The 25,890-nt window shown below is 61.4% G+C and carries 24 protein-coding genes; 12 read left to right on the forward strand and 12 right to left on the reverse strand.

The window, feature by feature from the left end; translation table 11 throughout:
- Position 1: 1 nt before the first annotated feature.
- Positions 2 to 328: a DUF1820 family protein gene (locus tag HF257_RS22260; protein WP_017735645.1), complete on the forward strand. Its 327-nt coding sequence runs from the start codon at positions 2 to 4 to the stop codon at positions 326 to 328.
- Positions 329 to 456: 128 nt separating this feature from the next.
- On the opposite strand, the gene HF257_RS22265 is transcribed toward HF257_RS22260, so the two are convergent.
- The 4 genes from HF257_RS22265 to HF257_RS22280 all read right to left on the reverse strand — a co-directional run bounded on the left by HF257_RS22265 (position 457) and on the right by HF257_RS22280 (position 3,979).
- A complete protein-coding gene (locus HF257_RS22265) occupies positions 457 to 1,011 on the reverse strand; it encodes a tetratricopeptide repeat protein (protein WP_185708595.1) in 555 nt (184 codons plus the stop codon).
- A 225-nt stretch (positions 1,012 to 1,236) separates the two neighbouring features.
- Entirely contained in the window at positions 1,237 to 2,520 is a 1,284-nt protein-coding gene (hemL, locus tag HF257_RS22270; RefSeq protein ID WP_105698794.1) for a glutamate-1-semialdehyde 2,1-aminomutase, read from the reverse strand.
- A gap of 16 nt (positions 2,521 to 2,536) precedes the next feature.
- Positions 2,537 to 3,160 (reverse strand): thiamine phosphate synthase, encoded by a 624-nt coding sequence (thiE, locus tag HF257_RS22275; RefSeq protein WP_185708594.1) that lies wholly within the window; start codon positions 3,158 to 3,160, stop codon positions 2,537 to 2,539.
- A gap of 21 nt (positions 3,161 to 3,181) precedes the next feature.
- Positions 3,182 to 3,979, reverse strand: a complete 798-nt coding sequence (locus tag HF257_RS22280; RefSeq protein ID WP_185708593.1) for a hydroxymethylpyrimidine/phosphomethylpyrimidine kinase — start codon at positions 3,977 to 3,979, stop codon at positions 3,182 to 3,184.
- A 276-nt stretch (positions 3,980 to 4,255) separates the two neighbouring features.
- On the opposite strand from HF257_RS22280, the gene HF257_RS22285 reads away from it, so the two are divergent.
- The 4 genes from HF257_RS22285 to HF257_RS22300 all read left to right on the forward strand — a co-directional run bounded on the left by HF257_RS22285 (position 4,256) and on the right by HF257_RS22300 (position 10,732).
- The gene (locus tag HF257_RS22285) at positions 4,256 to 6,625 is read left to right on the forward strand and encodes a hybrid sensor histidine kinase/response regulator (RefSeq protein ID WP_185708592.1); all 2,370 of its coding nucleotides are present in this window, start codon (positions 4,256 to 4,258) and stop codon (positions 6,623 to 6,625) included.
- Between the two features lie 89 nt (positions 6,626 to 6,714).
- Complete coding sequence (locus tag HF257_RS22290; RefSeq protein WP_185708591.1) at positions 6,715 to 8,367, forward strand: acyl-CoA dehydrogenase family protein; 1,653 nt, start codon at positions 6,715 to 6,717, stop codon at positions 8,365 to 8,367.
- Between the two features lie 185 nt (positions 8,368 to 8,552).
- Positions 8,553 to 10,025 (forward strand): AMP nucleosidase, encoded by a 1,473-nt coding sequence (gene amn, locus HF257_RS22295; RefSeq protein WP_185708687.1) that lies wholly within the window; start codon positions 8,553 to 8,555, stop codon positions 10,023 to 10,025.
- A gap of 71 nt (positions 10,026 to 10,096) precedes the next feature.
- Entirely contained in the window at positions 10,097 to 10,732 is a 636-nt protein-coding gene (locus tag HF257_RS22300; protein WP_105698800.1) for a pseudouridine synthase, read from the forward strand.
- Here HF257_RS22300 and HF257_RS22305 read toward each other — a convergent pair.
- Together HF257_RS22305 and HF257_RS22310 are read right to left on the reverse strand one after the other, a co-directional pair.
- On the reverse strand, positions 10,727 to 10,936 hold the full coding sequence (locus tag HF257_RS22305) for a DUF2788 domain-containing protein (protein ID WP_025999909.1): 210 nt from the start codon (positions 10,934 to 10,936) through the stop codon (positions 10,727 to 10,729). The genes HF257_RS22300 and HF257_RS22305 overlap by 6 nt on opposite strands.
- 205 nt (positions 10,937 to 11,141) lie before the next feature.
- Positions 11,142 to 11,621, reverse strand: coding sequence for an Lrp/AsnC family transcriptional regulator (locus HF257_RS22310; protein WP_003194418.1), 480 nt, complete (start codon positions 11,619 to 11,621; stop codon positions 11,142 to 11,144).
- A gap of 431 nt (positions 11,622 to 12,052) precedes the next feature.
- On the opposite strand from HF257_RS22310, the gene HF257_RS22315 reads away from it, so the two are divergent.
- On the forward strand, positions 12,053 to 13,144 hold the full coding sequence (locus tag HF257_RS22315; RefSeq protein WP_185708590.1) for a DUF6515 family protein: 1,092 nt from the start codon (positions 12,053 to 12,055) through the stop codon (positions 13,142 to 13,144).
- Here HF257_RS22315 and HF257_RS22320 read toward each other — a convergent pair.
- Both HF257_RS22320 and HF257_RS22325 read right to left on the reverse strand, forming a co-directional pair.
- Positions 13,141 to 14,034 carry a cation diffusion facilitator family transporter gene (locus tag HF257_RS22320; protein WP_185708589.1) on the reverse strand — a complete coding sequence of 298 codons (894 nt, stop codon included), beginning with the start codon at positions 14,032 to 14,034 and terminating at the stop codon, positions 13,141 to 13,143. The genes HF257_RS22315 and HF257_RS22320 overlap by 4 nt on opposite strands.
- Positions 14,035 to 14,049: 15 nt before the next feature.
- A complete protein-coding gene (locus HF257_RS22325; RefSeq protein ID WP_185708588.1) occupies positions 14,050 to 14,469 on the reverse strand; it encodes a polyribonucleotide nucleotidyltransferase in 420 nt (139 codons plus the stop codon).
- Positions 14,470 to 14,722: 253 nt separating this feature from the next.
- On the opposite strand from HF257_RS22325, the gene hrpB reads away from it, so the two are divergent.
- Positions 14,723 to 17,233, forward strand: a complete 2,511-nt coding sequence (gene hrpB / locus HF257_RS22330; RefSeq protein WP_185708587.1) for an ATP-dependent helicase HrpB — start codon at positions 14,723 to 14,725, stop codon at positions 17,231 to 17,233.
- Positions 17,234 to 17,268: 35 nt separating this feature from the next.
- Here hrpB and HF257_RS22335 read toward each other — a convergent pair whose 3' ends face one another.
- Together HF257_RS22335 and HF257_RS22340 are read right to left on the reverse strand one after the other, a co-directional pair.
- Positions 17,269 to 18,357, reverse strand: a complete 1,089-nt coding sequence (locus HF257_RS22335; RefSeq protein WP_185708586.1) for an endonuclease/exonuclease/phosphatase family protein — start codon at positions 18,355 to 18,357, stop codon at positions 17,269 to 17,271.
- 40 nt (positions 18,358 to 18,397) lie between these two features.
- On the reverse strand, positions 18,398 to 19,057 hold the full coding sequence (locus tag HF257_RS22340; RefSeq protein WP_185708585.1) for a YciC family protein: 660 nt from the start codon (positions 19,055 to 19,057) through the stop codon (positions 18,398 to 18,400).
- Positions 19,058 to 19,238: 181 nt separating this feature from the next.
- Between HF257_RS22340 and HF257_RS22345 the strand changes: the two genes are divergently transcribed.
- The 3 genes from HF257_RS22345 to HF257_RS22355 all read left to right on the forward strand — a co-directional run bounded on the left by HF257_RS22345 (position 19,239) and on the right by HF257_RS22355 (position 21,236).
- Complete coding sequence (locus tag HF257_RS22345) at positions 19,239 to 20,003, forward strand: DUF2076 domain-containing protein (protein WP_185708584.1); 765 nt, start codon at positions 19,239 to 19,241, stop codon at positions 20,001 to 20,003.
- Positions 20,004 to 20,121: 118 nt separating this feature from the next.
- A complete protein-coding gene (locus tag HF257_RS22350) occupies positions 20,122 to 20,598 on the forward strand; it encodes a LabA-like NYN domain-containing protein (protein ID WP_033896500.1) in 477 nt (158 codons plus the stop codon).
- Positions 20,599 to 20,624: 26 nt separating this feature from the next.
- Complete coding sequence (locus HF257_RS22355) at positions 20,625 to 21,236, forward strand: 3'-5' exonuclease (protein WP_185708583.1); 612 nt, start codon at positions 20,625 to 20,627, stop codon at positions 21,234 to 21,236.
- 264 nt (positions 21,237 to 21,500) lie between these two features.
- On the opposite strand, the gene HF257_RS22360 is transcribed toward HF257_RS22355, so the two are convergent.
- Positions 21,501 to 21,962, reverse strand: a complete 462-nt coding sequence (locus HF257_RS22360) for an Lrp/AsnC family transcriptional regulator (RefSeq protein ID WP_185708582.1) — start codon at positions 21,960 to 21,962, stop codon at positions 21,501 to 21,503.
- A gap of 160 nt (positions 21,963 to 22,122) precedes the next feature.
- On the opposite strand from HF257_RS22360, the gene yedA reads away from it, so the two are divergent.
- Both yedA and HF257_RS22370 read left to right on the forward strand, forming a co-directional pair.
- A complete protein-coding gene (gene yedA, locus HF257_RS22365) occupies positions 22,123 to 23,019 on the forward strand; it encodes a drug/metabolite exporter YedA (RefSeq protein WP_185708581.1) in 897 nt (298 codons plus the stop codon).
- Between the two features lie 48 nt (positions 23,020 to 23,067).
- Positions 23,068 to 24,402, forward strand: a complete 1,335-nt coding sequence (locus HF257_RS22370; RefSeq protein ID WP_185708580.1) for a DEAD/DEAH box helicase — start codon at positions 23,068 to 23,070, stop codon at positions 24,400 to 24,402.
- Positions 24,403 to 24,534: 132 nt separating this feature from the next.
- On the opposite strand, the gene HF257_RS22375 is transcribed toward HF257_RS22370, so the two are convergent.
- On the reverse strand, positions 24,535 to 25,761 hold the full coding sequence (locus HF257_RS22375; protein WP_185708579.1) for a TIGR03862 family flavoprotein: 1,227 nt from the start codon (positions 25,759 to 25,761) through the stop codon (positions 24,535 to 24,537).
- Positions 25,762 to 25,890: the final 129 nt, after the last annotated feature.

Consider the following 25,890-nt stretch of genomic DNA (forward strand, 5'->3'; position numbering starts at 1 on the left):
CATGACCAAACGTGAAGCTCCAATCTACAAGGTGATTTTCCTCAACCAGGGCCAGGTGTTCGAAATGTACGCCAAGCAGATCTATCAGAGCGATCTGTGGGGGTTCCTGGAAGTGGAAGAGTTCGTCTTTGGCGAGCGCACCCAGTTGGTCGTCGACCCGGGCGAAGAAAAACTCAAGGCTCAATTCGAAGGCGTGGTGCGCAGCTTTGTGCCGATGCATTCGATTGTGCGCATCGATGAAGTCGAGCGTTTGGGCACGCCGAAGATCAGTGAGGCGCGGGGGATGGGCAATGTGATGCCGTTTCCGATGCCGATGCCAGAGAAATAAGACTTTAGACCGCGTTGTACCCTTCGCGAGCAAGCCCGCTCCCATATTGGACCGAGTTCCAAGTTTGGAATGCAGTTAAATGTGGGAGCGGGCTTGCTCGCGAAAGGGCCTTTAAAAGCCCGGAAGATTTAAGGCAGGGGTGAAAACGGCGAACGCCCATCCGCACTCTGCAATTCCTGCAAATAGTTACGGAAAATCTGCCCCAGCACCTGCGTTGCCACTTCCAGTTCATCGCGCTGCATATGCTCGGCCACTTCGTCGGCTGTATCCAGTGCATCCTCTGCACCGTTGACCGCCGCCATTTTCAGCACGATATAGGCCTGGACGTTATTGGCCGGCACGCCTTCGCCGTGGAAGAACATAGTGCCCAGCTGGAATTGCGCCTCGGCATGGCCCTGCAGCGAGGCTTTCTCGAAGTAGCTCAAGGCTTTGTTGAGGTCGCGGGCGGGGTTCTTGCTGTCGTGGTAGTACGCGCCCAACTCGTATTGCGCCTGCGCATCCCCGGCATCGGCCTGTTTCTGGCACGCGCTCAGCGCTTCGGCCTGGCCGTCTGGCTGGGTATTGAGGGTGCAACGACCCATCGCTGGGATTAACAACGAGTTGCCGCCTGCTTGTGCATGTGCCAGCAGCGGCTGAAGGAGCAACAGGCAGCCCAGAACCAGGGTGCGGCCGGTGCGTTTCATGGGAATCGACTTACCTCTGACGGGGCACGCGGATCCTCAGGGGATCCAATAAGCGCGCATTATGAAATAAGCAGGCCTCTGCTTACAAAGTCTTTACTCGTTTTTCTGCTGGTTGGGCAAGTTATCTGCCGGATTGCAGGTGAATTCTCGAAAAAACTCGGAAATATCTGTCAGCAAAGTAGCAAATCAGACACCGCTAGGGCGGTGTCTGATTTTTTCGGCCATTTATTTCAAGGCAGCGAACGCGCGCTCGGCAGCGTCGAGGGTCAGTTTCAATTCGGCTTCGCCATGGGCGATCGAGGTGAAGCCGGCTTCGAACGCGCTCGGCGCCAGGTACACGCCACCTTCCAGCATCAGGTGGAAGAAGCGTTTGAACAGATCGGCATCGCTGCCCATCACGTCGTCAAAGGTGACGATATCGTCGGCACCGCTGAAGTACAGGCCGAACATGCCACCCGCCTGGGTGGTCACAAACGGGATGCCGGCGGCGTCTGCACGCTGTTGCAGGCCGTCCAGCAGGCGCGTGGTGTAGTCGGTCAGCTCGGCGTGGAAGCCCGGACGGCTGATCAGGCGCAGGGTCGTCAGGCCGGCGGCCATGGCCAATGGGTTGCCGGACAAGGTGCCCGCCTGGTACACCGGGCCCAGTGGCGCGATGTGCTGCATGATCGCGCGTTTGCCGCCGAAGCAGCCCACTGGCATGCCGCCGCCGATGATCTTGCCGAAGGTGCTCAGGTCCGGCGTTACGCCGTAGTAAGCCTGGGCGCCGCCGAGGGCCACACGGAAACCGGTCATCACTTCGTCGAAAATCAGCACCACGCCGTGCTTGTCGCACTGCTCGCGCAGGCCTTCAAGGAAACCCGGCGCCGGCGGCACGCAGTTCATGTTGCCGGCCACCGGCTCAACGATGATGCACGCTACGTCCTGGCCCACTTCATTGAGCATCTGCTCGACGGCGGCGATGTCGTTGAATGGCAGGGTCAGGGTGTGTTTGGCAAAGGCTGCAGGCACACCGGCCGAGCTCGGCACGCCCTGGGTCAGCAGGCCGGAACCGGCTTTCACCAGCAGGCTGTCGGAGTGGCCGTGGTAGCAGCCTTCGAACTTGATGATGCTGTCGCGGCCAGTGAAACCACGGGCCAGGCGGATCGCGCTCATGGTGGCTTCGGTGCCGGAGCTGACCATGCGCACCATTTCCATCGATGGCACGATGGCACACACCAGGTCGGCCATCTCGGTTTCCATGGCGGTCGGGGCGCCGTAGGACAGGCCGTGTTCCAGCTGCTTGCGCACCGCGTCCAGTACGTCCGGGTGGCTGTGGCCGAGGATCATCGGGCCCCAGGAACCCACGTAGTCAACGTAGCGCTTGTCATCTTCGTCGGTGACGTAGGCGCCTTCGGCATGTTTGAAGAACAACGGCGTGCCGCCCACGCTCTTGAACGCACGCACGGGGGAGTTCACACCGCCGGGGATGTGCTTCTGGGCATTGGCAAACAGCGTTTCGGAACGGGACATGGCAGGCTCTCTGAAATCAGGAATTAAGAAGGGCGTTGAAGGCGCGGGCGCGGCGCGTGACTTCCTGGGTGCTTTCGGCACCGAACAGGCCGTGGACCACTGCCAGCAGGTCGGCACCGTGGGCCACCAGCGGTTCGGCGTTCTCCAGGGTGATGCCGCCGATTACGCAGATCGGCAACTGCAGGCGCGCGCGGGCCTGGGCCAGCATTTCGACGGTGGCCGCTGGAGCGCCAGGCTTGGTGCTGGAATTGAAGAAGCGTCCGAAGGCGACGTAGCTGGCGCCTTCCTTCGCCGCCTGCTCGGCCAATTCGATCTGGCTGTGGCAGGTGGCGCCGATGATCGCCTTGGAGCCCAGCAGCGCACGCGCCGGGGTCAGCGGACCGTCGGTCTGGCCCAGGTGCACGCCGACACCGAGGCGCGCGGCCAATTCGGCGTCGTCGTTGATGATCAACTGAGTCTTGTAGCGTGAGCACAACTCCCGCAGCTTTTCCGCTTCACGCAGGCGTCGGGCTTCGTCGCTGCTTTTGTCGCGGTACTGCAGCAGCGTCACGCCACCGTCCAACGCCGCTTCGACGTAGGCGAGGAATTTGCCGGCCAACAGTTGGCTGTCGGTAATGGCGTAAAGGCCACGTAGTTTCATCGAGCAGGCCTCTTTAGAGTCTTACGAACAAAAATCCAGCGGCAACCGGCGCGGTACAAACTGGCCTTGGCCGAGTTGTTCGGCGTCACGCAGGGTGCGCCAAGTGTAGTTGAGCGCCGATTGCACGGCGCTGACCAGGCCTTCGCCCTGAGCGATCCGACCGGCCAGCGCACTGGCCAACGTACAGCCGGAACCGTGGTAGCTGCCAGGCAGGCGCTGGCAGGTGAACGTCTGCTGGGTGCCGTCGCGGCTGTATAAACGGTTGTGCACTTCATGCTCATCGCCATGGCCGCCGGTGATCAGCAGATGCTTGATATACGGCAGTAACTTCGCAGCGCATTCGTCCGCCGTGCCCTCGGGCAGTTCGGCGAGGATGCGCGCTTCGGGCAGGTTCGGCGTGGCGATCAGCGACAGCGGCAACAGCCGCTCGCGCATCGCATAACCGACTTCATCCTTGCCCAGGCTGCCGCCGCCGCCGGCGCGCAATACCGGGTCACAGACCACCGGCAGGTGCGGATGCACTTGCAGCAGTTCGACCACGGTGTCGACCATTGCGGTGGAGCCGAGCATGCCCAGCTTGACCGCCGCCACTTCGGAATCGCCGAGCACGGCATTGGCCTGGGCCAGTACCCACTCGCGGTCGAGCACGCGGAAATCGCTGACGTTGACGGTGTTTTGCACGGTCAAGGCGGTGACGGCCGGAGCCGCATGGCAACCCTGGGCGAGCAGGGCTTCGATATCTGCCTGCAAGCCGGCGCCACCACTGGGGTCGTGGCCGGAGAGACAGAGGACAACGGGGCGAGAGCTGTAGATATTCATGGTGCGCGAGCTTACCACCAAACGCTTTTGGCGTGGCCGTCCGACGATGGCTGAATTTTGCTTGTGCGGCGACGATTTTTTGGCGCTTTTACGATGCTTGAAATGCGCTGAAAGCCGCGTTCTAGAGCCTTTAGAAAAATTATTTCAATGGTGTCCAATAGCCTTTAATGGCTATGCTAGAGTGGATCCAAACTACTAACTGTATCGCCGGTATACGTCTTCTCAAAAGGAATGGGGGGCTTTTTGACAGAACCGGACAGGTCACGCTGGGGCTCTATGCGCTATTTGCTGATTTTATTGTTGTGTGGGCTTCCGATGCTCGCCAGCGCCGTCGAGTTCGACCAGGACACGCGAAGCCTGCCGCTGGGCCGAGTCATGCAAGTGCTCGAAGACCCGAGTGCCGCCCTCACCATCGCCGAAGTCAGTTCCCCCGCCTACGCTGCGCAATTCAAGACCCATGACAAAGCCACGCTCAATGCCGGTTATTCACGCTCGGTGTTCTGGCTCAAAGTCGACCTGCACTACCTGGCCAAAGACCCTCGCGCCCCGCGCACCTGGTTCCTGGAACTGGCCTACCCGCCGCTGAACCACCTGGACCTATACCAAGGCGATGGCGCCGGTGGTTATCGACTGACCACCCGCACTGGCAGCGCGCTGCCGTTTTCCAGCCGTGAAGTGCGCCAGAGCAATTACCTGTTCAAGCTCAACTTCGTGCCCGATCAGCAGGAAACCCTCTACCTGCGCCTGCAAAGTCAAGGATCGATCCAAGCGCCATTGACCCTCTGGGCCGGCACCGCGTATCTGGAGCAGCAGCCACTGCGACTTTACGTACTCGGTGCGATCTACGGTGTATTGCTGGGCATGTTGATCTACAACCTGTTCATCTACCTGAGTGTGCGCGACACCAGCTACCTCTATTACATCTTCTATATCGCCTCGTTTGGCCTTTACCAACTCTCGGTCAATGGCGTGGCCGTGGAGTACTTCTGGCCCAACAACCCCTGGTGGACCAATGCGGCGGTGCCGTTCCTGATTGGCTCGGCGGCGTTGTTTGGCAGCCTGTTCGCTCGCAGCTTCCTGCACACGGCGCAGCACAGCCGTTGGCTTGATCGCATTCTGTTGGGGCTGGCGGCCTGCGGCGCGGCAGTGATGGCATTGGCTCTGCTGACCAGCTACGCCGTGGCCCTGCGCCTGGCGACTGGGCTGGCGCTGGTGTTTACCGTGACCATCTTTGTTGCCGCGATCAAGGCGTGGTATTGCGGCCAGCGCATGGCCCGTTATTTCATCATCGCCTGGTCGGCGTTCTTGCTGGGTGGGGTCATCAATACGCTGATGGTGCTGGGCTACCTGCCGAACGTGTTCCTGACCATGTACGCCAGCCAGATCGGCTCGGCCATTGAAGTCGCGCTGCTGTCGCTGGCCTTGGCAGATCGCATCAACAGCATGCGAGAGCAGCAGGCGCAGATTCTCTTCGATGCCAGCCAGAAACTTGAAGTGCTCAACCAGCAGTTGGCCCGCAGCAACCGGCTCAAAGACGAATTCCTCGCCACCCTGACCCACGAACTGCGCACGCCCATGAACGGTGTGATCGGCTCCCTGGAGTTGATGCAGACCGTGCCCCTGGACGCCGACCTGGCGCAGTACCAGCAAACCGCCGCCGGTTCGGCGCGGGACATGATGCGCATGGTCAACGGCATCCTCACGCTTACCGAGTTGCAAGCCGGGCGTTTGAGCGCCCACCCCCAGATGTTCAGCCTGCGGGGTGTGCTCGACACGCTGCGCCAGCAGTTCGCCCCCAGTGCTCAAAGCAAGGGCCTGGCGTTTTCCATCGACGTGGCGGTTGAGCTGCCGGACCGTGTGGTCGGCGACTCGGACAAGTTACTGCAGTGCCTGGATTGCCTGTTGGACAACGCGTTCAAGTTCACTCACACAGGTTCCGTACGGCTGCGCGTCGTTGGCGTGCCTCACAGTGACGGCGGCCTTCGGCTGAGCTTTATTGTCACCGACACCGGCATCGGCTTTGCCTTCCTGGATGAGGCAACCCTTTACCAGCGCTTCTTCCAGCTCGATGGCTCCACTACCCGTGAATATGGCGGCCTGGGCATCGGCCTGGCCATCTGCCGACAATTGATCGAGCTGCTGGGCGGGCGTCTCACCCATCACTCCGAACCGCGCAAGGGCAGTCGCTTCCAGTTGGAAATGGAAGTCGCCGCAGTGCCGCCGGAGCCAAGGCAGGTGCTCGATCAACACCGCGCGCCACAGGACTGCGCGGTGCTGCTCGTGGATGGCAATAGCGTCGGCCAGTTGGTCGTGCGCGGCATGCTGCTGAAACTGGGTTACCGCGTGAAAACCGCAGACAGCGGCCCAAGCGCACTGGCGACCTTGCAAGGCGAGACATTCGACGCTGTGTTGTTGGATATCCCCGAGGGCGGGTTCTCATTGTGCTGCCAGATCCGTGCGTTGCCGGGCTGCGGTGAATTGCCGGTGATTGCCTTGAGCACGTCGCTGAGTGTGTCGGAGCGTGAACAATGCCATGGCATTGGCGTGACTGACCGCCTGGCCAAGCCGGTGCGTTTCGAAGCGCTCCAAGCGGTATTGGAGCGTCGGTTGCTGTGTCCACTTGAGGGCGAAAGCGCCGGACATTAGGCGGGTATGTCACTTTTTTAAGCCGGGTGGCGGTGCTTAACTGAGATTCGGGCCTCAACTCAATGTGGCCTTTTTCCAGGAGGCCCGTCATGAACCTGCATCAGTTCGCCGAAACCCACGACGTCACCAACCAGCCCCCATCCCTGGACGGCACCAACCTGTATCGCATCGACTTGCCCCTGCAAGAATGGTCGCGTCGCTTTGGCGCCGGTTGGGCAGAAGGGCGCATCGATGCCTACGGTGCACTGGCTGGCGGGCCGTTGATGGAGGCCGGGTTCCTGGCGAACCAGAACAAGCCGGTGTTCAGCAGCCACGACCGTTACGGCCATCGAATCGACTTGGTGGAGTTCCACCCGGCCTATCACGAGTTGATGCGAACCGCCGTCGAACATGGCCTGCCGTCGCTGCCATGGGCTCACCCACAGTCCGGCGCGCATGTGGCTCGAGCCGCGATGACCTACCTGCACAGCCAGGCCGAAGCGGGCACTGGTTGCCCGTTGACCATGACCTTCGCCTGCGTGCCAGCCCTGCGCTTGCAGCCGGACTTGGCGGATATCTGGCTGCCGAAAATCCTTGGCATCCAATATGACCCGCGCAATGTCGGCATCGCTCACAAGGCGGGCGCCACCATTGGCATGGCCATGACCGAAAAACAGGGCGGCACCGACGTGCGTGCCAATACCACCCGCGCTTATCCGGTGGGTGCGGGTGGGCCGGGGCAGGCCTATGAACTGGTGGGGCACAAGTGGTTCTGTTCGGCGCCGATGTGCGACGCGTTCCTGACCTTGGCCCAGACCGACAAAGGACTCACCTGTTTCCTGCTGCCTCGGCATCGCCCGGATGACACACGCAACGAGTTCTACATCCAGCGCCTGAAAAACAAGCTTGGCAACTGCTCCAACGCCTCCAGCGAAGTGGAGTTCCTGGGTGCCTTGGCGTGGATGATCGGCGAAGAAGGCCGAGGCGTGCCGACCATTATCGAGATGGTTGCCATGACCCGCTTCGATTGCATGGTTGGCTCGAGCGCGCTGATGCGCCAGGCGTTGACCCAGGCCAGTCATCATTGCGCCCATCGCTCCGTCGGTGGCCGCGTGCTCAGCGAGCAGCCGTTGATGCAAAACGTGTTGGCGGACCTGGCCCTGGAAAGCGAAGCCTCATTGGCCCTGAGCATGCGCATGGGCCGCGCCCTGGACCACTTGGGCGATGAACAGGAGGCCAGGTTCGCCCGCTTGGTGACGGCGGTGGGCAAGTACTGGATCTGCAAACGTGCCCCAGCAATGATCAACGAAGCGGCCGAATGCATGGGCGGTGCGGGGTATGTCGAGGACAGCATCCTGCCGCGCCTGTACCGTGAGGCACCGGTGAATTCGACGTGGGAAGGTTCTGGCAATGTGCAATGCCTGGACGTGCTGCGGGCACTGTCGAAAGAGCCGGGTGTGTTGGAAGCGTTGTTTGTAGAGCTTGGCGATGTGCATGGCGACAAGCAACTGGCGCGGCATATTGAGCAACTGAAATCGGCGTTCATGGACACTCAGGATATTCAGTACCGTGCGCGGCAATTGACCGAGGATATCGCGGTGGCGTTGCAGGCCAAGTTGTTGCTGGAAGCGGGGAATGCGGCGGTGAGTGATGGGTTTATTGCCAGCCGGTTGGGTGAGTCGTCTGGGCGGGTGTATGGAACCTTGCCGCGTGGTGTGGATGTGGCAACCATCGTCACCCGCTCTACGCCCGAATCCCTCTGACGGCATGCGGTCAAAATGTGGGAGCGGGCTTGCTCGCGAATGCGGTGTACCAGTCAAATATGTATTAACTGACAGACTGCATTCGCGAGCAAGCCCGCTCCCACATTATTAATTGCATGCCAACTCTGCTGTTTCAGTGGGGCTGGGATACAGGCAAGATAAAGGCCTGCATGTCAGAACACAGGATGCTTACCGTGACCGAAGCTTTTGTTGTCGTTCAATCCGCCGAAGAAGCCGTGGACCGGCTGGCGGCTCTGCATGAGCGTGCTACCGGCGCACTCAATCAAGCCCTCAAGCAATACCTCAAGGACCGCGTCGAACCCGATGCCGAACAGCGCGCGCTGTTTCGCTACCCGGAGCTGCGCCTGACCTACCACTGCCACGGCGAAGTCCCACAGACCACCCGCGCCTATGCCAAGGTCCAACTGCCGGGGACCTACAGCGTCACCGTCACCCATCCTGCAGCGTTCCGTAAATACCTGCTGGAGCAGTTGGTGCCGCTGATGCACGATTTCACCGTGACGGTGGAAGTCGGCGTCAGCCAACAGAATATTCCGTACCCGTACGTGGTGGAGCAGGGCGACGAACTGGCCGGCTCCGGTGTGACCGCCGCGACCCTGGCCCGTGTGTTCCCGAGCACCGACTTGTCGGCTGCCACCGATGGCATTGCCGATGGCCTCTACGACTGGGAAAACACCGATCCGCTGCCCCTGGCGCTGTTCGATGCGGCCCGCGTGGACTTTTCCCTGCGTCGCCTGGTGCACTACACCGGCAGTGACTGGCGCCATGTACAACCGTGGATCCTGCTGACCAACTATCACCGCTACGTTGACCAGTTCATCCTGCATGGCCTGGAACAACTGCGCAGTGACCCGCGTTTTGTGCGCATGGTGCTGCCGGGCAACGTGGTGATCGACAAGAGCATGGACCATGGCGAAGCGTCCGCCATTGCCGCTGGCGTGGTCTGGCACCGCTACCAGATGCCGGCCTACCACCTGCAAGCCAGTGATGGCCACGGCGTGACCTTGGTGAACATCGGCGTCGGCCCGTCCAATGCCAAGAACATCACCGATCACCTGGCCGTGCTGCGTCCGCATTGCTGGCTGATGATTGGCCACTGCGGCGGCCTGCGCCAATCCCAGACCATCGGCGACTACGTGCTGGCTCACGCCTATATGCGCCGCGACGGGATTCTCGATCGAGTGGTACCGCCGAACATCCCGATCCCGGCCCTGGCCGAAGTGCAGATGGCCTTGCAACAGGCGGCCGCCAATGTCACCGGCGAAAAAGGCGAAGAGCTGAAAAAACGCCTGCGTACCGGCACCGTGCTGACTTACGACGACCGTAACTGGGAGCTGCGTTGGGCCCAGGAACGGCCGCTGATCAACCTGTCTCGCGCCGTCGCCGTTGACATGGAAAGCGGTACCATCGCGGCCCAAGGCTATCGCTTGCGGGTGCCGTACGGCACGTTGTTGTGTGTATCGGACAAGCCGCTGCACAGCGAAATCAAACTGCCGGGTTCGGCCAACGCGTTCTATGAGCGCGCGGTGAGCCAGCACTTGAAGATCGGCATCGAAGCGGTGGATCTGCTGCGCACCGAACTCAACTCGCTGCACTCGCGCAAACTGCGCAGCTTCGACGAACCGCCGTTCCGCTAAGCGGTTGGGATGGTTATTTAACGGTCAGGCCACTAGCATTGTCGGTCCTGACCGTTAGATGTTCCTTTGCCATGTCCCGTCCCACTCGTCCTGATTCGCGCCGCCCTGGTGTGAAACCCCCGTATTCAGCTGCGCGCCGCGTTGCCAAGGCGCCACCGGCCGAGCCGAAGCTGATCCTGTTCAATAAACCCTTCGACGTGCTGACCCAGTTCAGCGACGAAGGCGGGCGCGCCACCCTCAAGGACTTTATCGACATCCCCGGCATCTACCCGGCGGGTCGCCTGGACCGTGACAGCGAAGGCCTGTTGCTGTTGACCAACGATGGCCAGTTACAGGCGCGCATCGCCGACCCCAAGCACAAGTTGGCGAAGACTTACTGGGTGCAGGTGGAAGGCGAACCCACTGAAGAACAGCTGCAACGCCTGCGCGATGGCGTTGAACTGAACGACGGCATGACCTTGCCCGCCGAAGCCCGGCAGTTGGAAGAACCCACGTTATGGCCGCGCAACCCGCCCGTGCGTTTTCGCAAAAGTGTGCCCACCCATTGGTTGGAACTGGTGATTCGCGAAGGGCGCAACCGTCAGGTGCGGCGCATGACGGCGGCGGTGGGTTTGCCCACGTTGCGCCTGGTGCGGGTGCGAATTGGTGACTGGTCAATCGACGGCCTGGATCAAGGCCAGTGGAAGGAAGTGCCAGCGCGCCTATAGGGCGCCGGACTCGATAAGGCCGATCACCACGCTCTTGATGATGAACGCGGCCACGCCCAGCCCCAGCACGAAGAACAGGATGAACGAGCCAAAGCGCCCGGCTTTGGACTTTTTCGCCAGATCCCACACGATAAAGCCCATGAAGATGATCAGGATGGTGACCAGGCCGGTCATCATCCATTCTTCAAACAGGGCGGGGTCGATGTTGTTCATGGGGACATTTCCGACAAAGGCAGGCGGGAAGTATAAGGCAGCGGCGCAGGCGCAACATTGACCTGGATCGAAGTGAGTTCCAAATGTGGGAGCGGGCTTGCTCGCGAATGCGGTGCATCAGTCACCTATGTATTAACTGACAGACTGCATTCGCGAGCAAGCCCGCTCCCACAGGGGATCTTCATTGTTCCTGAGATCAGGTACGCAAGTGAGTCAGTGGCAACTCAGTGCTATTGAGCACCTGGTTCAGCACAAAACTCGACCGCACGCTGGTCACCCCTTCAATCCGGGTCAAATGCCCCAGTAGCAGTTTCTGGTAGTGGTCCATGTCCGGCACCACCACTTTCAACTGATAGTCGGCGTCCATCCCGGTCACCAGGCTGCATTCCAACACTTGGGGCAGGGTGCGGATGGCCGCTTCGAAGTTCTCGAAACGCTCCGGAGTATGCCGGTCCATGCCGATCAGCACGTAGGCGGTAAGGCTCAGGCCGAGCATCTTGCGGTCGAGCAGGGCGACCTGGCGGGCGATGTAGCCGTCGTCCTCCAACTGCTTGACCCGGCGCGAGCACGGCGAAGGCGACAAGCCGATGCGTTCGGCCAACTCCTGGTTGGAGATCCTCGCGTCGCGCTGCAATTCCGCCAAAATACTCAGGTCGTATCGGTCAAGCTTGCTCATTGGGTTGGCCTTTGTCGTAACTATTGCGGCGAATTATCTATGAAGGGTTAAAAATTGCGCAAGCACTGTTTATTGACGCAATCTTCGCAATCATCTGTCGGGCGCAGGCGGGTATCTTTATCAACAGAATCACCGCCTGGACAACAGTCCATCGCAGCTCGCCCAATCAGGCCTGCTGCGGCCGCCACCCCAGCAGGGTTGAGCCGGCCTCCAGGCTGCACACTGTCCACAAGACGGCGTGAGGTGAGCCAACGCCAAAAGCGTTGAGCCAGGACGAAGTTCTCAAGGGGTGGCCGACGGGTCACCCCTTTTCTTTTGCCTGTAAAAATACTTCTCGTGACTGATAACCTGTCTCAGAACCGGGTGAGGCTTTTCCAGTCTCATGTTATGAGGCCGGACACTCTAGGCCCTAATCCGCAGTGAGGAATAGCATGAAGCGCATCTGGCGTTTGGCAGGTGTAGGTTTGCTGATGGTCACCGTTGGCACGCAAGTGATGGCTGACGACCGTGATAACCCACCGCGCCCTGAGGGCGGCGGTCAGCATGAACGAGGGCAAGAGGGTGGGCGGCCAGGCAATAACCAGCCACGGCCACAGAACAACCAACCACGTCCGGAAAACAATCAACCGCGTCAGCAGCAGGCGCCGCGTGTCGAGAACGCGCAGCCGCGTCCGCAGAACCAGCATTTCGATCGCGCCGAGCAACAGCCGCATAGCGGCGGGCAGTGGCAGGGCCGTCCACAAAATGTGGAGCAACCTCGGCCCGCACCGCAACCGGCGAACAACCTGCCGATCCAGGGGCGTCCAGACACCGTTCGGCAAACCCAGGAGCCGCGCCAGGGCAACTACCAGGACATCCCGCGTCGTAACGATGGCAACCCGCATTGGCAGGCCGGCAATGGGCCGGGGCCACGTCCTGGCGGCGGCTTCAACAATGGCCATCCGAACGACGTGCGCTGGGCAGGTCGCCCTGATGGGCACGGCAATGGTTGGGGCCCAGGCCCGCAATATCGCCCTGGTTATACCGTCGACCGCTTCCCCGACCGCAACTACCGCGTGCCTTACCGTGGCCAGGATTACTTTTTCTCCGGCGGCTACTGGTACCGTCCGCAGGGCCCGCGTTATGTGGTGGTGACGCCGCCGTACGGCATCCGCGTGCAATACCTGCCGGACTACGCACGGGAAGTGTGGGTGGGCAGTGCGCTGTTCTTCCTCGCCGCCGGTGCGTATTACACCTACGAGAGCAGCACCCAGCAGTACGTGGTGGTGCAACCGCCAACGCAGGTGCCCGCGCCACAGCCCGCGCCGCAAGGCAATGGCTATGATGTGGTTGCCTACCCCGCCAACGGCCAGTCACCGGCCCAGGTGCAGCAGGACGGCTACGACTGTTATCGCTGGGCGGTGCAGCAAAGTGGTTTCGACCCGCAGCAAGTCACCTACGCCCCCGACCCTGCGGTGGTGCAAACCTACCGCCAGGCCCAGGGCAACTGCCTGACCAGCCGCGGCTACCAGGTGCAGTACTAGGCCTTGTTACCTGTGACCACTTCCCGCGGGTCGGCGTGCACCAGCACTTCGGCACGCGGGTAGGCCTGGTGAATGGCGTCGGCGGCTTGGTCGCTGATGCCGTGAGCGACTGACAGCGTCAATTCCCCCGGCAATTCCAGGTGCAACTGCACGAACCAGTGGTTGCCCGAGATGCGCGTGCGCAAGTCATGGGCACCCAGCACCCCCGGAACGCCACGAGCCAGTTCCAGCATGTGCTGGCTGACTTCCGGCGGCAGTTCTTCATCCATCAACACCGCAAAGCTTTCCCGGGCGATCTGGACCGCGCTCCATAAAATGTAGGCGGCGATGCCCAGGCCGAACCACGCATCCACTTGATGAAAGCCCATGCCCGCGAGCACCAGCGCCACCAGGATGCTGCCGTTGAGCATCAGGTCCGAGCGGTAATGCAGCGAGTCCGCCCGCACGGCGTTGGAGCCGGTTTCGCGGATTACCCGGTGTTGCAGCATCAGCAGCGCCACGGTCAGTACCAACGAAAAGATGATCACGCCGATGCTCAACCACGGCGCGCCCACCGGTTCCGGGTGCTGTAGACGCTGGTAGGCCTGGAACGCGATCAACACCGCACTGCCGCCGATAAACAGCGCTTGGGCCATGCCCGACAATGATTCCGCCTTGCCATGCCCGTAACGGTGATCGTCATCTGCCGGGCGTAGCGCGTAATGCACTGCAAGCAAATTGAGCAGCGACGTCACGCCGTCCAGCAGCGAGTCGGTCAACCCGGCGAGCATGCTCACCGAGCCGCTGAGCCACCAGGCAATGGCCTTGGTGATAATCAGCGCACATGCCACGCCCACCGAGGCGCGGGTGGCCAGGCGCAAAAGCCTGGCGTGTTCGGGACTGCTGGTCATAGACGGATCGAATCCTTAAGCGGCGGGTTGCAGGCCCAGGGAAGCCAGCTGTTGCACGCTGCCCTTGAACTGGATCATGCGTGGGTCGTCCAGCGGCAGGCTGCGGCCGGTTTCTTTCTGGATGATGGTTTGCAGCTTGGCGTTGTCGACCTTGCCATCTGCGCCGATGGCTTCGTGGAGTTTCGCCGGGTCGACCTGGGCAGTCTTGCCCGGTTCGAAGTAGATGGCGCCGGTGGCGAAGTCGACGCCAAAGGCAATCAGGCCTGGGATCACGTAGAACAGAAGGCCGATGGCATCGAGCACCGCCACGGTGGGGTCGATCTTGCCGTCGATCTGGCCACGGCGGTCGGGGAAGAAGATCGAACCGCAGGCGGTCAGTTGGCTCAGCAGGGTAACGGTGAGGACACCGCCGATGATACGGGACGCGATACGCATGGATTTCTCCTGAACACAATTTAAGGGTGACTAGTGAACCAGATCTGTCAGGCAGCGATTATCCAATGTGGGAGCGGGCTTGCTCGCGAATGCGGTGTACCAGTCACCTATGCATTAACTGACAGACTGCATTCGCGAGCAAGCCCGCTCCCACATTGGATTATGTTCACAACCCACGCCAGTGGTGTTTCTACGACCACCGCCGGCATCCGGCAGTTCGCCGTTATACTCGCCGCTCTGCTTTGGAGCCAGTATGAATTCGTTGCCGATCGATGATGTTTTACCCGCCCTGCGTGACGCCTTGGCGACTCGCCATGAAGCCGTGCTGGAAGCGCCCCCCGGCGCCGGTAAAACCACCCGCGTGCCCTTGGCGCTGTTGAACGAGCCATGGCTGGCCGGGCAGACCATCCTGATGCTCGAACCCCGCCGCCTGGCAGCCCGCGCCGCGGCGGAGCGCCTGGCCAGCGAGCTGGGCGAGAAGGTTGGCGAAACCGTGGGCTATCGCATTCGCCTCGACAGCAAAGTCGGCCCCAACACCCGTATTGAAGTGGTCACCGAAGGCATCCTCACCCGTCGCCTGCAAGACGACCCGGCGCTGGACGGCGTGGGCCTGCTGATTTTTGACGAGTTCCACGAGCGCAGCCTCGACGCCGACCTGGCGCTGGCCCTTAGCCTGAATGGCCGCGACTTGTTCCGCGATGAGCAGCCGCTGAAAATCTTGCTGATGTCCGCGACCCTCGAAGGCGAGCGCCTGGCGGGCTTACTGGATAACGCGCCGATCCTGCGCAGTGAAGGCCGCATGTTCCCGGTGCAGATGCGATGGGGGCGGCCGTACCAGGCGGGGGAGTTTATCGAGCCGCGTTTGGTACAGACCATCCTCGAAGCCCTGCATGACGAAACCGGCAGCGTGCTGGTGTTCCTACCCGGCCAGGCGGAAATTCGTCGGGTCAACCAGCAACTGGCCGACGCCCTCGGTGATCGCAGCGATGTGCTGCTGTGCCCCCTGCATGGCGAGCTGGACCTCAACGCTCAACGCGCCGCCATCGATCCGGCACCCCTCGGCAAACGCAAAGTAGTGCTGGCCACCAACATCGCCGAGACCAGCCTGACCATCAACGGCGTGCGCGTAGTGATTGATGCCGGGCTGGCGCGCGTGCCGCGTTTCGACCCCGGCAGCGGCATGACCCGCCTCGACACCCAGCGCATCTCCCGCGCCAGCGCCACCCAGCGTGCCGGTCGGGCAGGGCGGTTGGAGCCTGGGGTGTGTTATCGGTTGTGGTCCGAGGACCAACATGAAGGGTTGGCGGCCTACAGCAGCGCGGAAATCCTTGCCGCCGACCTTGCAGGTTTAGCCCTGCAGTTGGCTCGCTGGGGCGTCACCCCCAATCAACTGGTGTGGTTGGATGTGCCGCCGACCGCTGCGTATGCCCAGGCCCAGGACTTGTTGATGCGACTGGGCGCCTTGAACGACGAAAAACTCACCGCTCACGGCCAGAAAATGGCTGAGTTGCCGGCTCATCCGCGTATCGGTCATCTGCTGCTACGCGGTCAGGAGCTGGGTTTGGCGGCAACCGCGTGTGATGTCGCGGCGCTGCTGGGGGAGCGCGATATCTTGCGCGGAGGCGGCGCGGATTTGCACAGCCGTCTGGCGCTGCTTTCCGGCGAAGAACGTGCACGCGGCGCCCAAGGCGGCGTGCAGCGGGCCAAGCAGCTGGCACGCCAGTATCGCGGCTACCTGAGAGGCCAGGCCACGCAACCGGTCGCCGACCCTGACCACCCGCGCTGGCTCGGCGCCTTGTTGGCACTGGCCTACCCGGACCGGGTTGCCCAGCAACGTCGCCCCGGCGGCGCTGAATACCGCTTGGCCAACGGCCGTGCCGCGCTGTTCGCCGAAGCCGACAGTCTGATGAAACAGCCGTGGTTGGTGATCGCCGACCTCGGCAGCCGCCAGGGCCAGCGCGAAGAGCGTATCTATTTGGCGGCGGATTTTGACCCCGCACTGTTCGATTCGGTGCTGGCCGAGCAAGTGCGTAATGTCGACCAACTCGACTGGGACGAGCGCGAAGGCGTACTGCGCGCTGAACGCCAGCGCAAAGTCGGTGAACTGGTGCTCAGCCGCGAGGCCCTTACTGGCCTCGACGAATCCGCTCGCAGCCAGGCGCTGGTTAACCTGGTACGCCGCAAGGGGCTGGAGTTATTGCCCTGGACTCCGGAACTGCGCCAATGGCAGGCCCGCGTCATGCTGCTGCGCCAACTGGATGCCGGTAAAACCAGCGAATGGCCCGATATCAGCGACAACGCCTTGCTCGCCGGGCTGGAGCACTGGCTGATGCCTTACCTGGGCAAAGTCTCGCGGCTGAGCCATTTCGCCAACCTGGATATCGCAAGCTTCCTGCACAACCTGCTGCCCTGGCCGCTGCCCCAGCGCCTTGACGAGCTGGCGCCGCAGCATGTGAAAGTGCCGTCGGGTTCGTCGGTGAGGTTGGACTACAGCGAACAGCCACCGATTCTGGCGGTGCGCTTGCAGGAACTGTTCGGGCTGGCAGACACCCCGCGCATAGCCGGCGGCCGTCAGGTGGTGAAGCTGCACCTGCTGTCCCCGGCGCGACGGCCGGTGCAGGTGACGCAGGATCTGGCGAACTTCTGGCGCAGTACCTACGCCGACGTGAAGAAGGATCTGAAGGGGCGGTACCCCAAGCACTACTGGCCGGATGACCCGTTGGTGGCCGAGCCCACTGCCAGGATCAAACCGAGAAAGCCGTAACGATGAAGATCCAAATGTGGGTTTCGAGGTGTTACTTACGGTGAGGTGGGCAACAGGAAACGTGCAATCACCGGCAGATGGTTGGAGATACGCAACGTGTCGTCCTGGCGTACCCGGGCTTCCACCCGCTTGATGCGCGGGCTGTAGAACAGGTAATCAAGCGTGCGGTCCGGCCCATCGACACTCGGGTCATTGGGAAAGTGAGTCAGCCACTTTTCACGGTCGATGCCGCTGGATTGGCTGTTGCTCGGGATCATTGGGTATTTGTCCCACAGCAGGTGCAGCTCGCTGTCCGGTGAATACTGCCCGCGCTTGCCGGCGTCCAGGCGTAGGAATTGCCCCAGGGGCAGCAAGTTGAAATCCCCGCCGATCAACCAAGGCGTGCCCCGGCCTTCGAATTTATCCAGCAGTTTGACGGTGGCCTGGACCTGCTCCTGTACGGCGTTGCGTCCGGGCATGTCGCCGTCCAGGCGAGTATTGAGCACCGCCAGTTGGCCGCCGTCGCTCAGCGGCAGGTAGGTCAACAACAGGGCGGGCTTGGGTTGGAACTGACGGCTGATGAAGTTGGCCGGGGCCGCCGGCAATTGCAGGCGTTCGGCGTGTTCGATCTGGTAGCGGCTCAGCGTCGCCAGCTTGCGCCCTACACTGCCGAAGATATGCCAGTCGGGAACGAAGTCGGCTTTCCAGTCGAAGGCTTGGGCACTGCAGGGGTAGAGGTCGACCAGGCGCTCTTGCAGCAGGGCGAGTTGGTCCTGGTAATGGGACGGCTTGGCGTTTTCATCGATCTCCTGCAGCAGCAGGAGGTCGGGTTGTTCGTCGCGAATCACCCGCGCCACTTCGTCGAGGCTGGCGGCCATGTCCTCCACGGTGGGGCGTTCATCTGGGCCACTGCCATCGGCGGTGTCGTACCAGAACACGTAGTTCTTGCCGGCCAAGTATTGCACGTTCCAAGTCATGACCTTGAGCGCCTGCCCCGGCAGCAGTGTCGGCGCACGGGGGGCGACGCAGCTCACCGGCAGGGTTTCCTTCGCTTCGGGGCGCCAGGTCAGGCTGTAGATCAGGGTGGCGAGCAGGCCTGCAATGATCAGCAGGCCCAACAGGGTTATGCGCAATAAACGGGTCATCGGCTCGGCTTATAGCGTTTTAGGAATGGCACGGAGCATATCACCGCGCGTCGGCATCGCCACCGATCAGCATGAATAAACGGAACAACACCACACTGGTGAACAGTTGCAGGAAGCTGTGAGCGCTGTCGATCAACAGCCCCAGCAGCGGCGCCGGGGTTGGGTAGGCGGCCACGCTGGCACCCTTGAGCAGCCACAATGGCGTCATCACGCACAGCAGGCACACCAGGATTCGCCAGAAATGCCCACGGGTCAGGCGGAAACTTTCCTTCATCGCTTCCAGTGCTGGCATGCCGCGCAGCACCAGCAGGTATTCGGCGAATGCCAGTACCACCATCAGCCACAGGCCGGGCAGGAAATACAGCGACAGCCCCAGCAGGATCAGCAAGGTACTGATGGCTGTCAGCAGGGCGAAGCGCGGCCACAGGGTCAGCGCCATGGCCCATACGTCCTTGGTACGCGGCGACTCGCCACGGGTGCGGGCGTCAAGAAACAAGATCAGCGCGCCGGTGTACAGCGGGTACACCAGCAACCCCACGACCACGCTGTAGCCGGGGAAGGCATCCGGGCCGATTGCGTGGTTGAGCACCTGTTGCAGCAGGGCTTCGAGGATCACCAACGGCAGGCACAACTGGACGATGGCGCCCAGGTTGTGTTGGGTGAAACGCAAGGAGTCGCGGAGCACGTCTAACGGATTCATCAAGTTCATCGCTGGCCTGAAAGCAAGGGCAACACTTTAACCGATCATGGCTGGGCGTAAGCAAACGTAAACCTTGAGTAAAGACCATTGAAACAACTGGTAACAGCCCCATAACTAGTCCGTACCTTAGCCTGATCACAGGCGGGACCATGATTTCTACCGGCAATCTAACGAGGTCGCCATGAACAGCGAAGAGCAAACCCTGATCGATGGACTGTTTTCACGGTTGCAGCAAGCCGAAACGGACTCAGCCCCCCGCGACGCCCTGGCCGAAGCGCGGATCAAGGAGCACATGACTCGCCAACCGGCGGCCGGGTACTACATGACCCAGTCGATTCTGGTGCAGGAACACGCGCTCAAGAGCCTCGACGCGCAGAACAAGCAGCAAGCGCAGCAGATCCAGCAGTTGCAGGATGAGTTGCAGCAGGCCAAATCCCAGGCTTCCCAACCGGCGCCAAGCAGTGGCGGTTTCCTGTCGAGCATCTTTGGCGGCGGTTCCCGCGAGCCACAGCCAGTTCCCAGTGCTCCGGCTTCCAACGGTGGCGGCTGGCGTGAGCCGGCGCGGCCTTCGTTTGGCCAGCCTGCGCCGCAGCAAAACTACGGCGCGCCCCAGCAAAACTATCAACAGCCGCAGCAAGCGCCCGCCGCTCCTATTGGCAGCGGTTTCCTCGGTGGTGCGCTGAAAACCGCCGCCGGTGTGGCCGGTGGCGTGATGCTGGCTGAAGGCATCAGCAGCCTGTTCAACCACAACTCGCAACAACCGCAGGTCGTGGAAGAAATCATCCGCGAAGAGCCGGCGCCGGCCAGTGACAACGGCAACTGGGGCAACGATGACCAGCGCTTTGCCGGTAATGACAGCTGGGGCAGCAACAACTCGGACAGCTTCGCCGACAGCGATTATTCCGACGACTCCTCTTCCTTCGGCGACGACGATTCCTTCGTCTGACACACCCAGGCCCAGGGCGCTTCGTCGCCCCGGGCTGATTTTTTCCGGAAACTTTCACGCGGCTGGCATACTGGGACCCTTTCCGGGCCTTGGCGCCTGGCTGTCATGAGGAAGTGCGGTGAAGAAAATTGCAGTGTTCGCCGATGTGCAAAACCTCTACTACACCGTCCGCCAGGCCTATGGCTGCCACTTCAATTACGCCGCCCTGTGGGCTGACATCAGCTCGCGCGGGCAGATCGTCGAGGCGTACGCCTATGCCATCGACCGGGGCGACAGCAAGCAGCAGCAATTCCAGCAGATCCTGCGCAACCTGGGCTTTACGGTAAAACTCAAGCCCTACATCCAGCGCAGCGACGGCTCGGCCAAGGGCGACTGGGATGTGGGCATCACCATCGACATCATGGACGCCGCCGACCACGTCGACGAAATTGTCCTGGCTTCCGGCGACGGTGACTTCGACATGTTGCTCGACCGGGTTATCCACAAGCATGGCGTGGAAGCTGTGGCCTATGGCGTGCCGGGGCTGACGGCGAACTCGTTGATCCGTGCCGCCAGCCGCTACGTGCCGATTGAAGGCGCGTTGTTGCTCAAATAAATTGATTAGACGGAGTTGGAACAGGTTTGGAACGTATAGCGGTCATCGACTTTGAAACCACCGGCATCACCCCGAGCAGCCACTGCCGCGCCACCGAAATCGCCGTGGTCATCCTCGAACGTGGCCAGATCGTGGACCGCTACCAGAGCCTGATGAATGCCGGCGTGCGCGTGCCCGGTTTCATCGAGCAACTTACCGGCATCAGCAACGCCATGCTGCGGGCTGCGCCGCCGGCGGAACGGGTGATGAACGAGGTCAATGAGTTCGTCGGCACCACGCCGCTGCTGGCGCACAACGCTGCGTTCGACCAGAAGTTCTGGGACTTCGAACTGGGCCTGATCCGCCGCACCCGCCTGCAAAAATTCGCTTGCTCGCTATTGCTGGCGCGTCGCCTTATGCCGACGGCACCGAACCACAAGCTCGGCACCTTGAATGCGTTTGCCCAACTGCCTCACACCGGCAAGGCTCACCGGGCGATGGCGGATGCGGAGATGGCTGCCAACTTGACCGCCCACCTGGCTCAGGAACTGCGCGGTACTCATGGTTTGCGTGAGCTGTCCCATGATTTGCTGTGCACACTACAGAAAGTGCCAGCGGCGAAGATCAATGAGCATCTGAAGAAACATCGCGGGTTCTGATCCCGCCACACTCCAAAAAACACCGAAGATCCAAATGTGGGAGCGGGCTTGCTCGCGAAAGCGGCGTATCAGTCGCCGAATACAGTGACTGACACGCCGCATTCGCGAGCAAGCCCGCTCCCACAGGGGTTATGCGGTGTTCATCGAGGCTGTACACACTCCAACGCCCGATCCACCCCCCCCTTCGCCATCCCTACTAAATGCAGCACCGCCCGCTGGATGGATCTTGCGGTGAAGCAACGTTTGCCCGTGATGATGGTGGGGTCAGCCACCATTTTTTCCGCTGCTCTCCAACTGCGCCAACGGCACCCGCCGTTCTATCGCACTCGACAAAATAATCGAGGTCTTGCTGAACCCAAACTTCGCCACCCGGTTGATCAAATTCTCCAACTCCGGCATCGACCCCACCGCCGCCTGCATGATCACGCACGGGTCACCGGTCACTCGGTGGCACTCCGTCAGTTCGGGGATTTCTGCCAAGGCGTCGTACACCTTCTGGCTTCCATGATTGGTCAGCCGCAACTCAATTACACACTGGATTGGCAAGCCCACTTTGGACAGGTCCACCTTGGCTTGATACCCCGTGATCACCCCGCTGGCCTCAAGCTTGGCCACGCGTTCAGCCACGGCTGGAGCGGAGAGATTTACCGTGCGCGCTAGTTGCGCATAGGACGCGCGGCCGTCTTCGAGCAGGGCGCTGAGGAGCATGCGGTCGTATTTGTCCATGATAAGGCTCCAGTTGCACGTGGCTTTCGAAAGCACGGTTTATAGCCTTCATAACCATGTTTTGAAAAGTGTATGGGCGCTTTAAACAGGTTTTGTAACTTATGTTTAACGGGCTGCTTTTTTAGAATAAGCGTCCTTTCTTCTGCCATAGAGCCGCCCAATGCCTGGCCCCAGTCGCTTTCCCTTACCGTTGATCGCTGCTTTTTTTGCGCTGTATGTGATCTGGGGTTCCACTTACCTGGTGATCCGTATCGGCGTGGAGTACTGGCCGCCGCTGATGTTGGGCGGGATTCGCTTCTTGGCGGCAGGTGCGGTGATGTACGGTTTTCTGCGCTGGCGCGGGGTGCCGGCGCCGACCTGGGTGCAGTGGAAAGCGGCGGCCAAGATCGGCATTTTGCTGCTGACCTTTGGCAATGGCGCGGTCAGCGTCGCGGAGCACACAGGTGTGTCGTCCGGTGTGGCCGCGCTGGCGGTGGCGACGGTGCCGCTGTTTACCTTGTTGTGTGGCTATTTTTGGGGCGCGCGCAATACAAAGCTGGAATGGGCGGGTGTGATTCTGGGCATGATTGGCATCGCCATGCTCAATATGGGCAGCACCTTGCAATCGAGCCCGATGGGCGCGGCTTTGTTGTTATTCGCCGCAGCGTCGTGGGCGTTCGGTTCGGTGTGGAGTCGGCGCTTGCCGCTGCCTCAAGGCGCCATGGCCAGTGCGGCTGAAATGCTGGTGGCGGGTGTCACGTTGTTGATCGGCAGTGCGCTGACCGGTGAGCGCCTGCACGCCATGCCACCCGTGGAGGGCTGGTTGGCCCTGGCTTACCTGGCCGTGTTTGGTTCGATCATCGCCTTCAATGCCTACATGTACCTGCTCAAGCACGTGCGTCCGGCGGCGGCAACCAGTTATGCCTACGTCAACCCGGCGGTGGCGGTGTTGCTGGGGATCGTATTCGTGGGCGAGACCATTGGTCTGGAAGAAGCCTTGGCCATGTTGGTGATCATCAGCGCGGTGCTGTTGATCAGCCTGCCCCAGTGGCGCAAGCCCAAGCCGGAAATAAGGTAAACTGCGGCCCATTGCGTTCCTTGCGCTGAATTTTCCTACGGTAAACACATGACTTTCGCCACCCTTGGCCTGATCGAACCCTTGCTGCGCGCCCTTGAGACGCTTGGCTACCAGACCCCGACGCCGGTGCAGGCGCAAGCCATTCCGGCGGTGCTGGCCGGTCGCGACCTGATGGCTGCGGCCCAGACCGGTACCGGCAAGACCGCCGGTTTCGCCGTGCCGTTGCTGCAACTGCTGACCATGGAAGGGCCGAAAGTCGCCGCCAACTCGGCGCGTGCGTTGATCCTGTGCCCCACCCGCGAGTTGGCCGAGCAGGTTCACGCCAGCGTTGCCGAGTATGCGCAAAACCTGCCGCTGACCACTTATGCGGTGTACGGCGGCGTGAGCATCAACCCGCAGATGATGAAGCTGCGTAAGGGCGTCGACATTCTGGTCGCCACGCCTGGCCGCCTGATCGACTTGTTCCGCCAGAACGCGCTGAAGCTCAACCAGCTGCAAACCCTGGTGCTGGACGAAGCCGACCGCATGCTCGACCTGGGCTTCTCCGAAGAGTTGGCGAACATCTACCGCATGCTGCCGAAAAAGCGCCAAACGCTGCTGTTTTCCGCGACCTTCTCCGATGATATCCGCCAGTTGGCCGGGCAGATGCTCAACGACCCGCTGAGCATCGAAGTCAGCCCGCGCAACGTCGCCGCCAACACCGTGAAGCAGTGGATCGTGCCGGTAGACAAGAAGCGCAAGCCGGAGCTGTTTGTGCACTTGATGCGCAAAGGCCGCTGGAAACAAGTGCTGGTGTTCGCCAAGACCCGTAACGGCGTGGATGCGCTGGTGGACAAGTTGCAGGGCTTGGGCATCAATGCCGACGGTATCCATGGCGACAAACCGCAGGCCACGCGCCAACGTGCGCTGGACCGTTTCAAATCCAGCGATGTGCAGATCCTGGTCGCCACCGATGTGGCGGCCCGTGGCCTGGACATCGAAGACCTGCCGCTGGTGGTCAACTTCGACCTGCCAATCGTTGCCGAGGATTACATCCACCGCATCGGCCGTACCGGTCGTGCGGGTAATACCGGCGAGGCGATTTCCCTGGTGTGTGCCGATGAAGTGAACATGCTTTCGGCCATCGAAATGCTGACCCGTCAGACCTTGACTCGCCACATGGAGCAGGATTTCGAACCGGAGCACCGCGTGCCGGACACCGATGCCAGTGGGCAAGTGGTGAAGAAACCGAAAAAACCGAAGAAGCCTAAAACGTCCGGTGGTGGCGGCAAGCGCAACCTGGGCAAGTGGGTGGACAGCGGGGAAGTGGCGCCGGCGGAACCTTCGATCAAGCCGGTGCGCAAGGTGCCGGTATTTAATACTGGGCCGCGTAAGAAGAAGTGATTTTGCGCTGTAGCTGATGGCCTCTTCGCGAGCAAGCCCGCTCCCACACTTGACCGAGTTTCAACATGGAAATGCGGTCAAAATGTGGGAGCGGGCTTGCTCGCGAAGGCGGCGTTGAATCCAACAAAAATCTCAGCGCTTAAGCCACTCCAACATCCCCCGCCCAGCCGCCCGCCCACTGGCAAAGCATCCCGTCAGCAAATACCCGCCAGTCGGCGCTTCCCAGTCCAACATCTCCCCCGCACAAAACACCCCCGGCAATTGCTTGAGCATCAAACGTTCGTCCAATGCCTCAAACGGCACGCCGCCTGCAGTGCTGATGGCTTCATCCATTGGCCGCGTCTTCACTAAGGTCAGTGGCAGCGCCTTGATATCCACAGCCAACTTCGCCGGATCATTGAAATGTTCCACAGGCGCCAACTCGCGCAACAGCGCCGCTTTTACCCCATCCAACCCCAACTGGCTGTGCAAATGCTTGCTCATTGACCGCGAACCACGCGGCTTGGCCAACGCGGCCTGAACCTTGTCCACAGGCTTGCTTGGCAGCAGGTCGATATGCACCGTGGCCGAGCCGGTTTGGTTGATCGCTTCCCGAATGGGCGCCGACAGTGCGTAGATCAGGCTGCCCTCGATGCCGGTCGCGGTGACCACACATTCGCCCAGCCGAGGTTTGTCGTCACCCAGTCCGATGGCGACGTTTTTCAGCGGTGCGCCGGCGAATTTGCTGACCATCAATTCGCTCCAGGCCGACACCTCGAAACCACAGTTGCTCGGCTGTAGCGGGGCGTAGGGCACGCCCTTGTCTTCCAGCAGTTTGAGCCAAGCCCCGTCGGAACCCAGGCGCGACCAACTCCCCCCGCCGAGGGCCAACAGCACCGCATCGCTGTGGATGGTTTTTTCGCCTTCGGGGCTGTGGATAAGTAAATCACCGTCGGCATTCCAACCGGTCCAGCGGTGTCGGGTGTGGATAACCACGCCTTGGTCCCGCAGGCGCTTGAGCCAGGCACGCAGCAGGGGCGCGGCTTTCATGTCGGTAGGAAATACGCGGCCCGACGTGCCGACAAAGGTCTCGATCCCCAACCCGTGTATCCATTCACACAAGGCTTCGGCGCCAAACGCACGCAGCAACGGTGCCATGTGCGGTGCGCGTTCGGCGTAACGCGACAGGAACGCCGGGTAGTCTTCGGAGTGGGTGATGTTCATGCCGCCCACGCCGGCCAGCAGGAATTTTCGCCCCACCGAGGGCATGCCGTCGTACAGGTCGACGCGCAGCCCTGCCTGGCTCAAGACTTCGGCGGCCATCAGCCCGGCGGGGCCGCCGCCGATGATAGTGACGTGTCGAGGTGGGGTCTGGGGCATGGCAAGGGCTACGGTCGAATAAACAGGCCGAGCATTCTACCCGACGAACGCGCAAACGCCTGATCAAAAAACGTACAGCTTTGTGCAGCCCATGCAGGCAGTGGCTCTTGGAGGCTTACGCTCAAGTTA

The organism is Pseudomonas cremoris, from assembly GCF_014230465.1.

Coding starts and splice junctions, on each gene's coding strand:
- HF257_RS22285 (WP_185708592.1), top strand. CDS start 4,256: ATGCGCTATTTGCTGATTTTATTGTTGTGTGGGCTTCCGATGCTCGCC.
- HF257_RS22315 (WP_185708590.1), top strand. CDS start 12,053: ATGAAGCGCATCTGGCGTTTGGCAGGTGTAGGTTTGCTGATGGTCACC.
- HF257_RS22310 (WP_003194418.1), bottom strand. CDS start 11,621: ATGAGCAAGCTTGACCGATACGACCTGAGTATTTTGGCGGAATTGCAG.
- HF257_RS22300 (WP_105698800.1), top strand. CDS start 10,097: ATGTCCCGTCCCACTCGTCCTGATTCGCGCCGCCCTGGTGTGAAACCC.
- HF257_RS22320 (WP_185708589.1), bottom strand. CDS start 14,034: ATGACCAGCAGTCCCGAACACGCCAGGCTTTTGCGCCTGGCCACCCGC.
- HF257_RS22335 (WP_185708586.1), bottom strand. CDS start 18,357: ATGACCCGTTTATTGCGCATAACCCTGTTGGGCCTGCTGATCATTGCA.
- HF257_RS22260 (WP_017735645.1), top strand. CDS start 2: ATGACCAAACGTGAAGCTCCAATCTACAAGGTGATTTTCCTCAACCAG.
- thiE (WP_185708594.1), bottom strand. CDS start 3,160: ATGAAACTACGTGGCCTTTACGCCATTACCGACAGCCAACTGTTGGCC.
- hrpB (WP_185708587.1), top strand. CDS start 14,723: ATGAATTCGTTGCCGATCGATGATGTTTTACCCGCCCTGCGTGACGCC.
- HF257_RS22360 (WP_185708582.1), bottom strand. CDS start 21,962: ATGGACAAATACGACCGCATGCTCCTCAGCGCCCTGCTCGAAGACGGC.
- HF257_RS22280 (WP_185708593.1), bottom strand. CDS start 3,979: ATGAATATCTACAGCTCTCGCCCCGTTGTCCTCTGTCTCTCCGGCCAC.
- HF257_RS22370 (WP_185708580.1), top strand. CDS start 23,068: ATGACTTTCGCCACCCTTGGCCTGATCGAACCCTTGCTGCGCGCCCTT.
- HF257_RS22325 (WP_185708588.1), bottom strand. CDS start 14,469: ATGCGTATCGCGTCCCGTATCATCGGCGGTGTCCTCACCGTTACCCTG.
- yedA (WP_185708581.1), top strand. CDS start 22,123: ATGCCTGGCCCCAGTCGCTTTCCCTTACCGTTGATCGCTGCTTTTTTT.
- hemL (WP_105698794.1), bottom strand. CDS start 2,520: ATGTCCCGTTCCGAAACGCTGTTTGCCAATGCCCAGAAGCACATCCCC.
- HF257_RS22375 (WP_185708579.1), bottom strand. CDS start 25,761: ATGCCCCAGACCCCACCTCGACACGTCACTATCATCGGCGGCGGCCCC.
- amn (WP_185708687.1), top strand. CDS start 8,553: ATGCTTACCGTGACCGAAGCTTTTGTTGTCGTTCAATCCGCCGAAGAA.
- HF257_RS22340 (WP_185708585.1), bottom strand. CDS start 19,057: ATGAATCCGTTAGACGTGCTCCGCGACTCCTTGCGTTTCACCCAACAC.
- HF257_RS22265 (WP_185708595.1), bottom strand. CDS start 1,011: ATGAAACGCACCGGCCGCACCCTGGTTCTGGGCTGCCTGTTGCTCCTT.
- HF257_RS22290 (WP_185708591.1), top strand. CDS start 6,715: ATGAACCTGCATCAGTTCGCCGAAACCCACGACGTCACCAACCAGCCC.
- HF257_RS22345 (WP_185708584.1), top strand. CDS start 19,239: ATGAACAGCGAAGAGCAAACCCTGATCGATGGACTGTTTTCACGGTTG.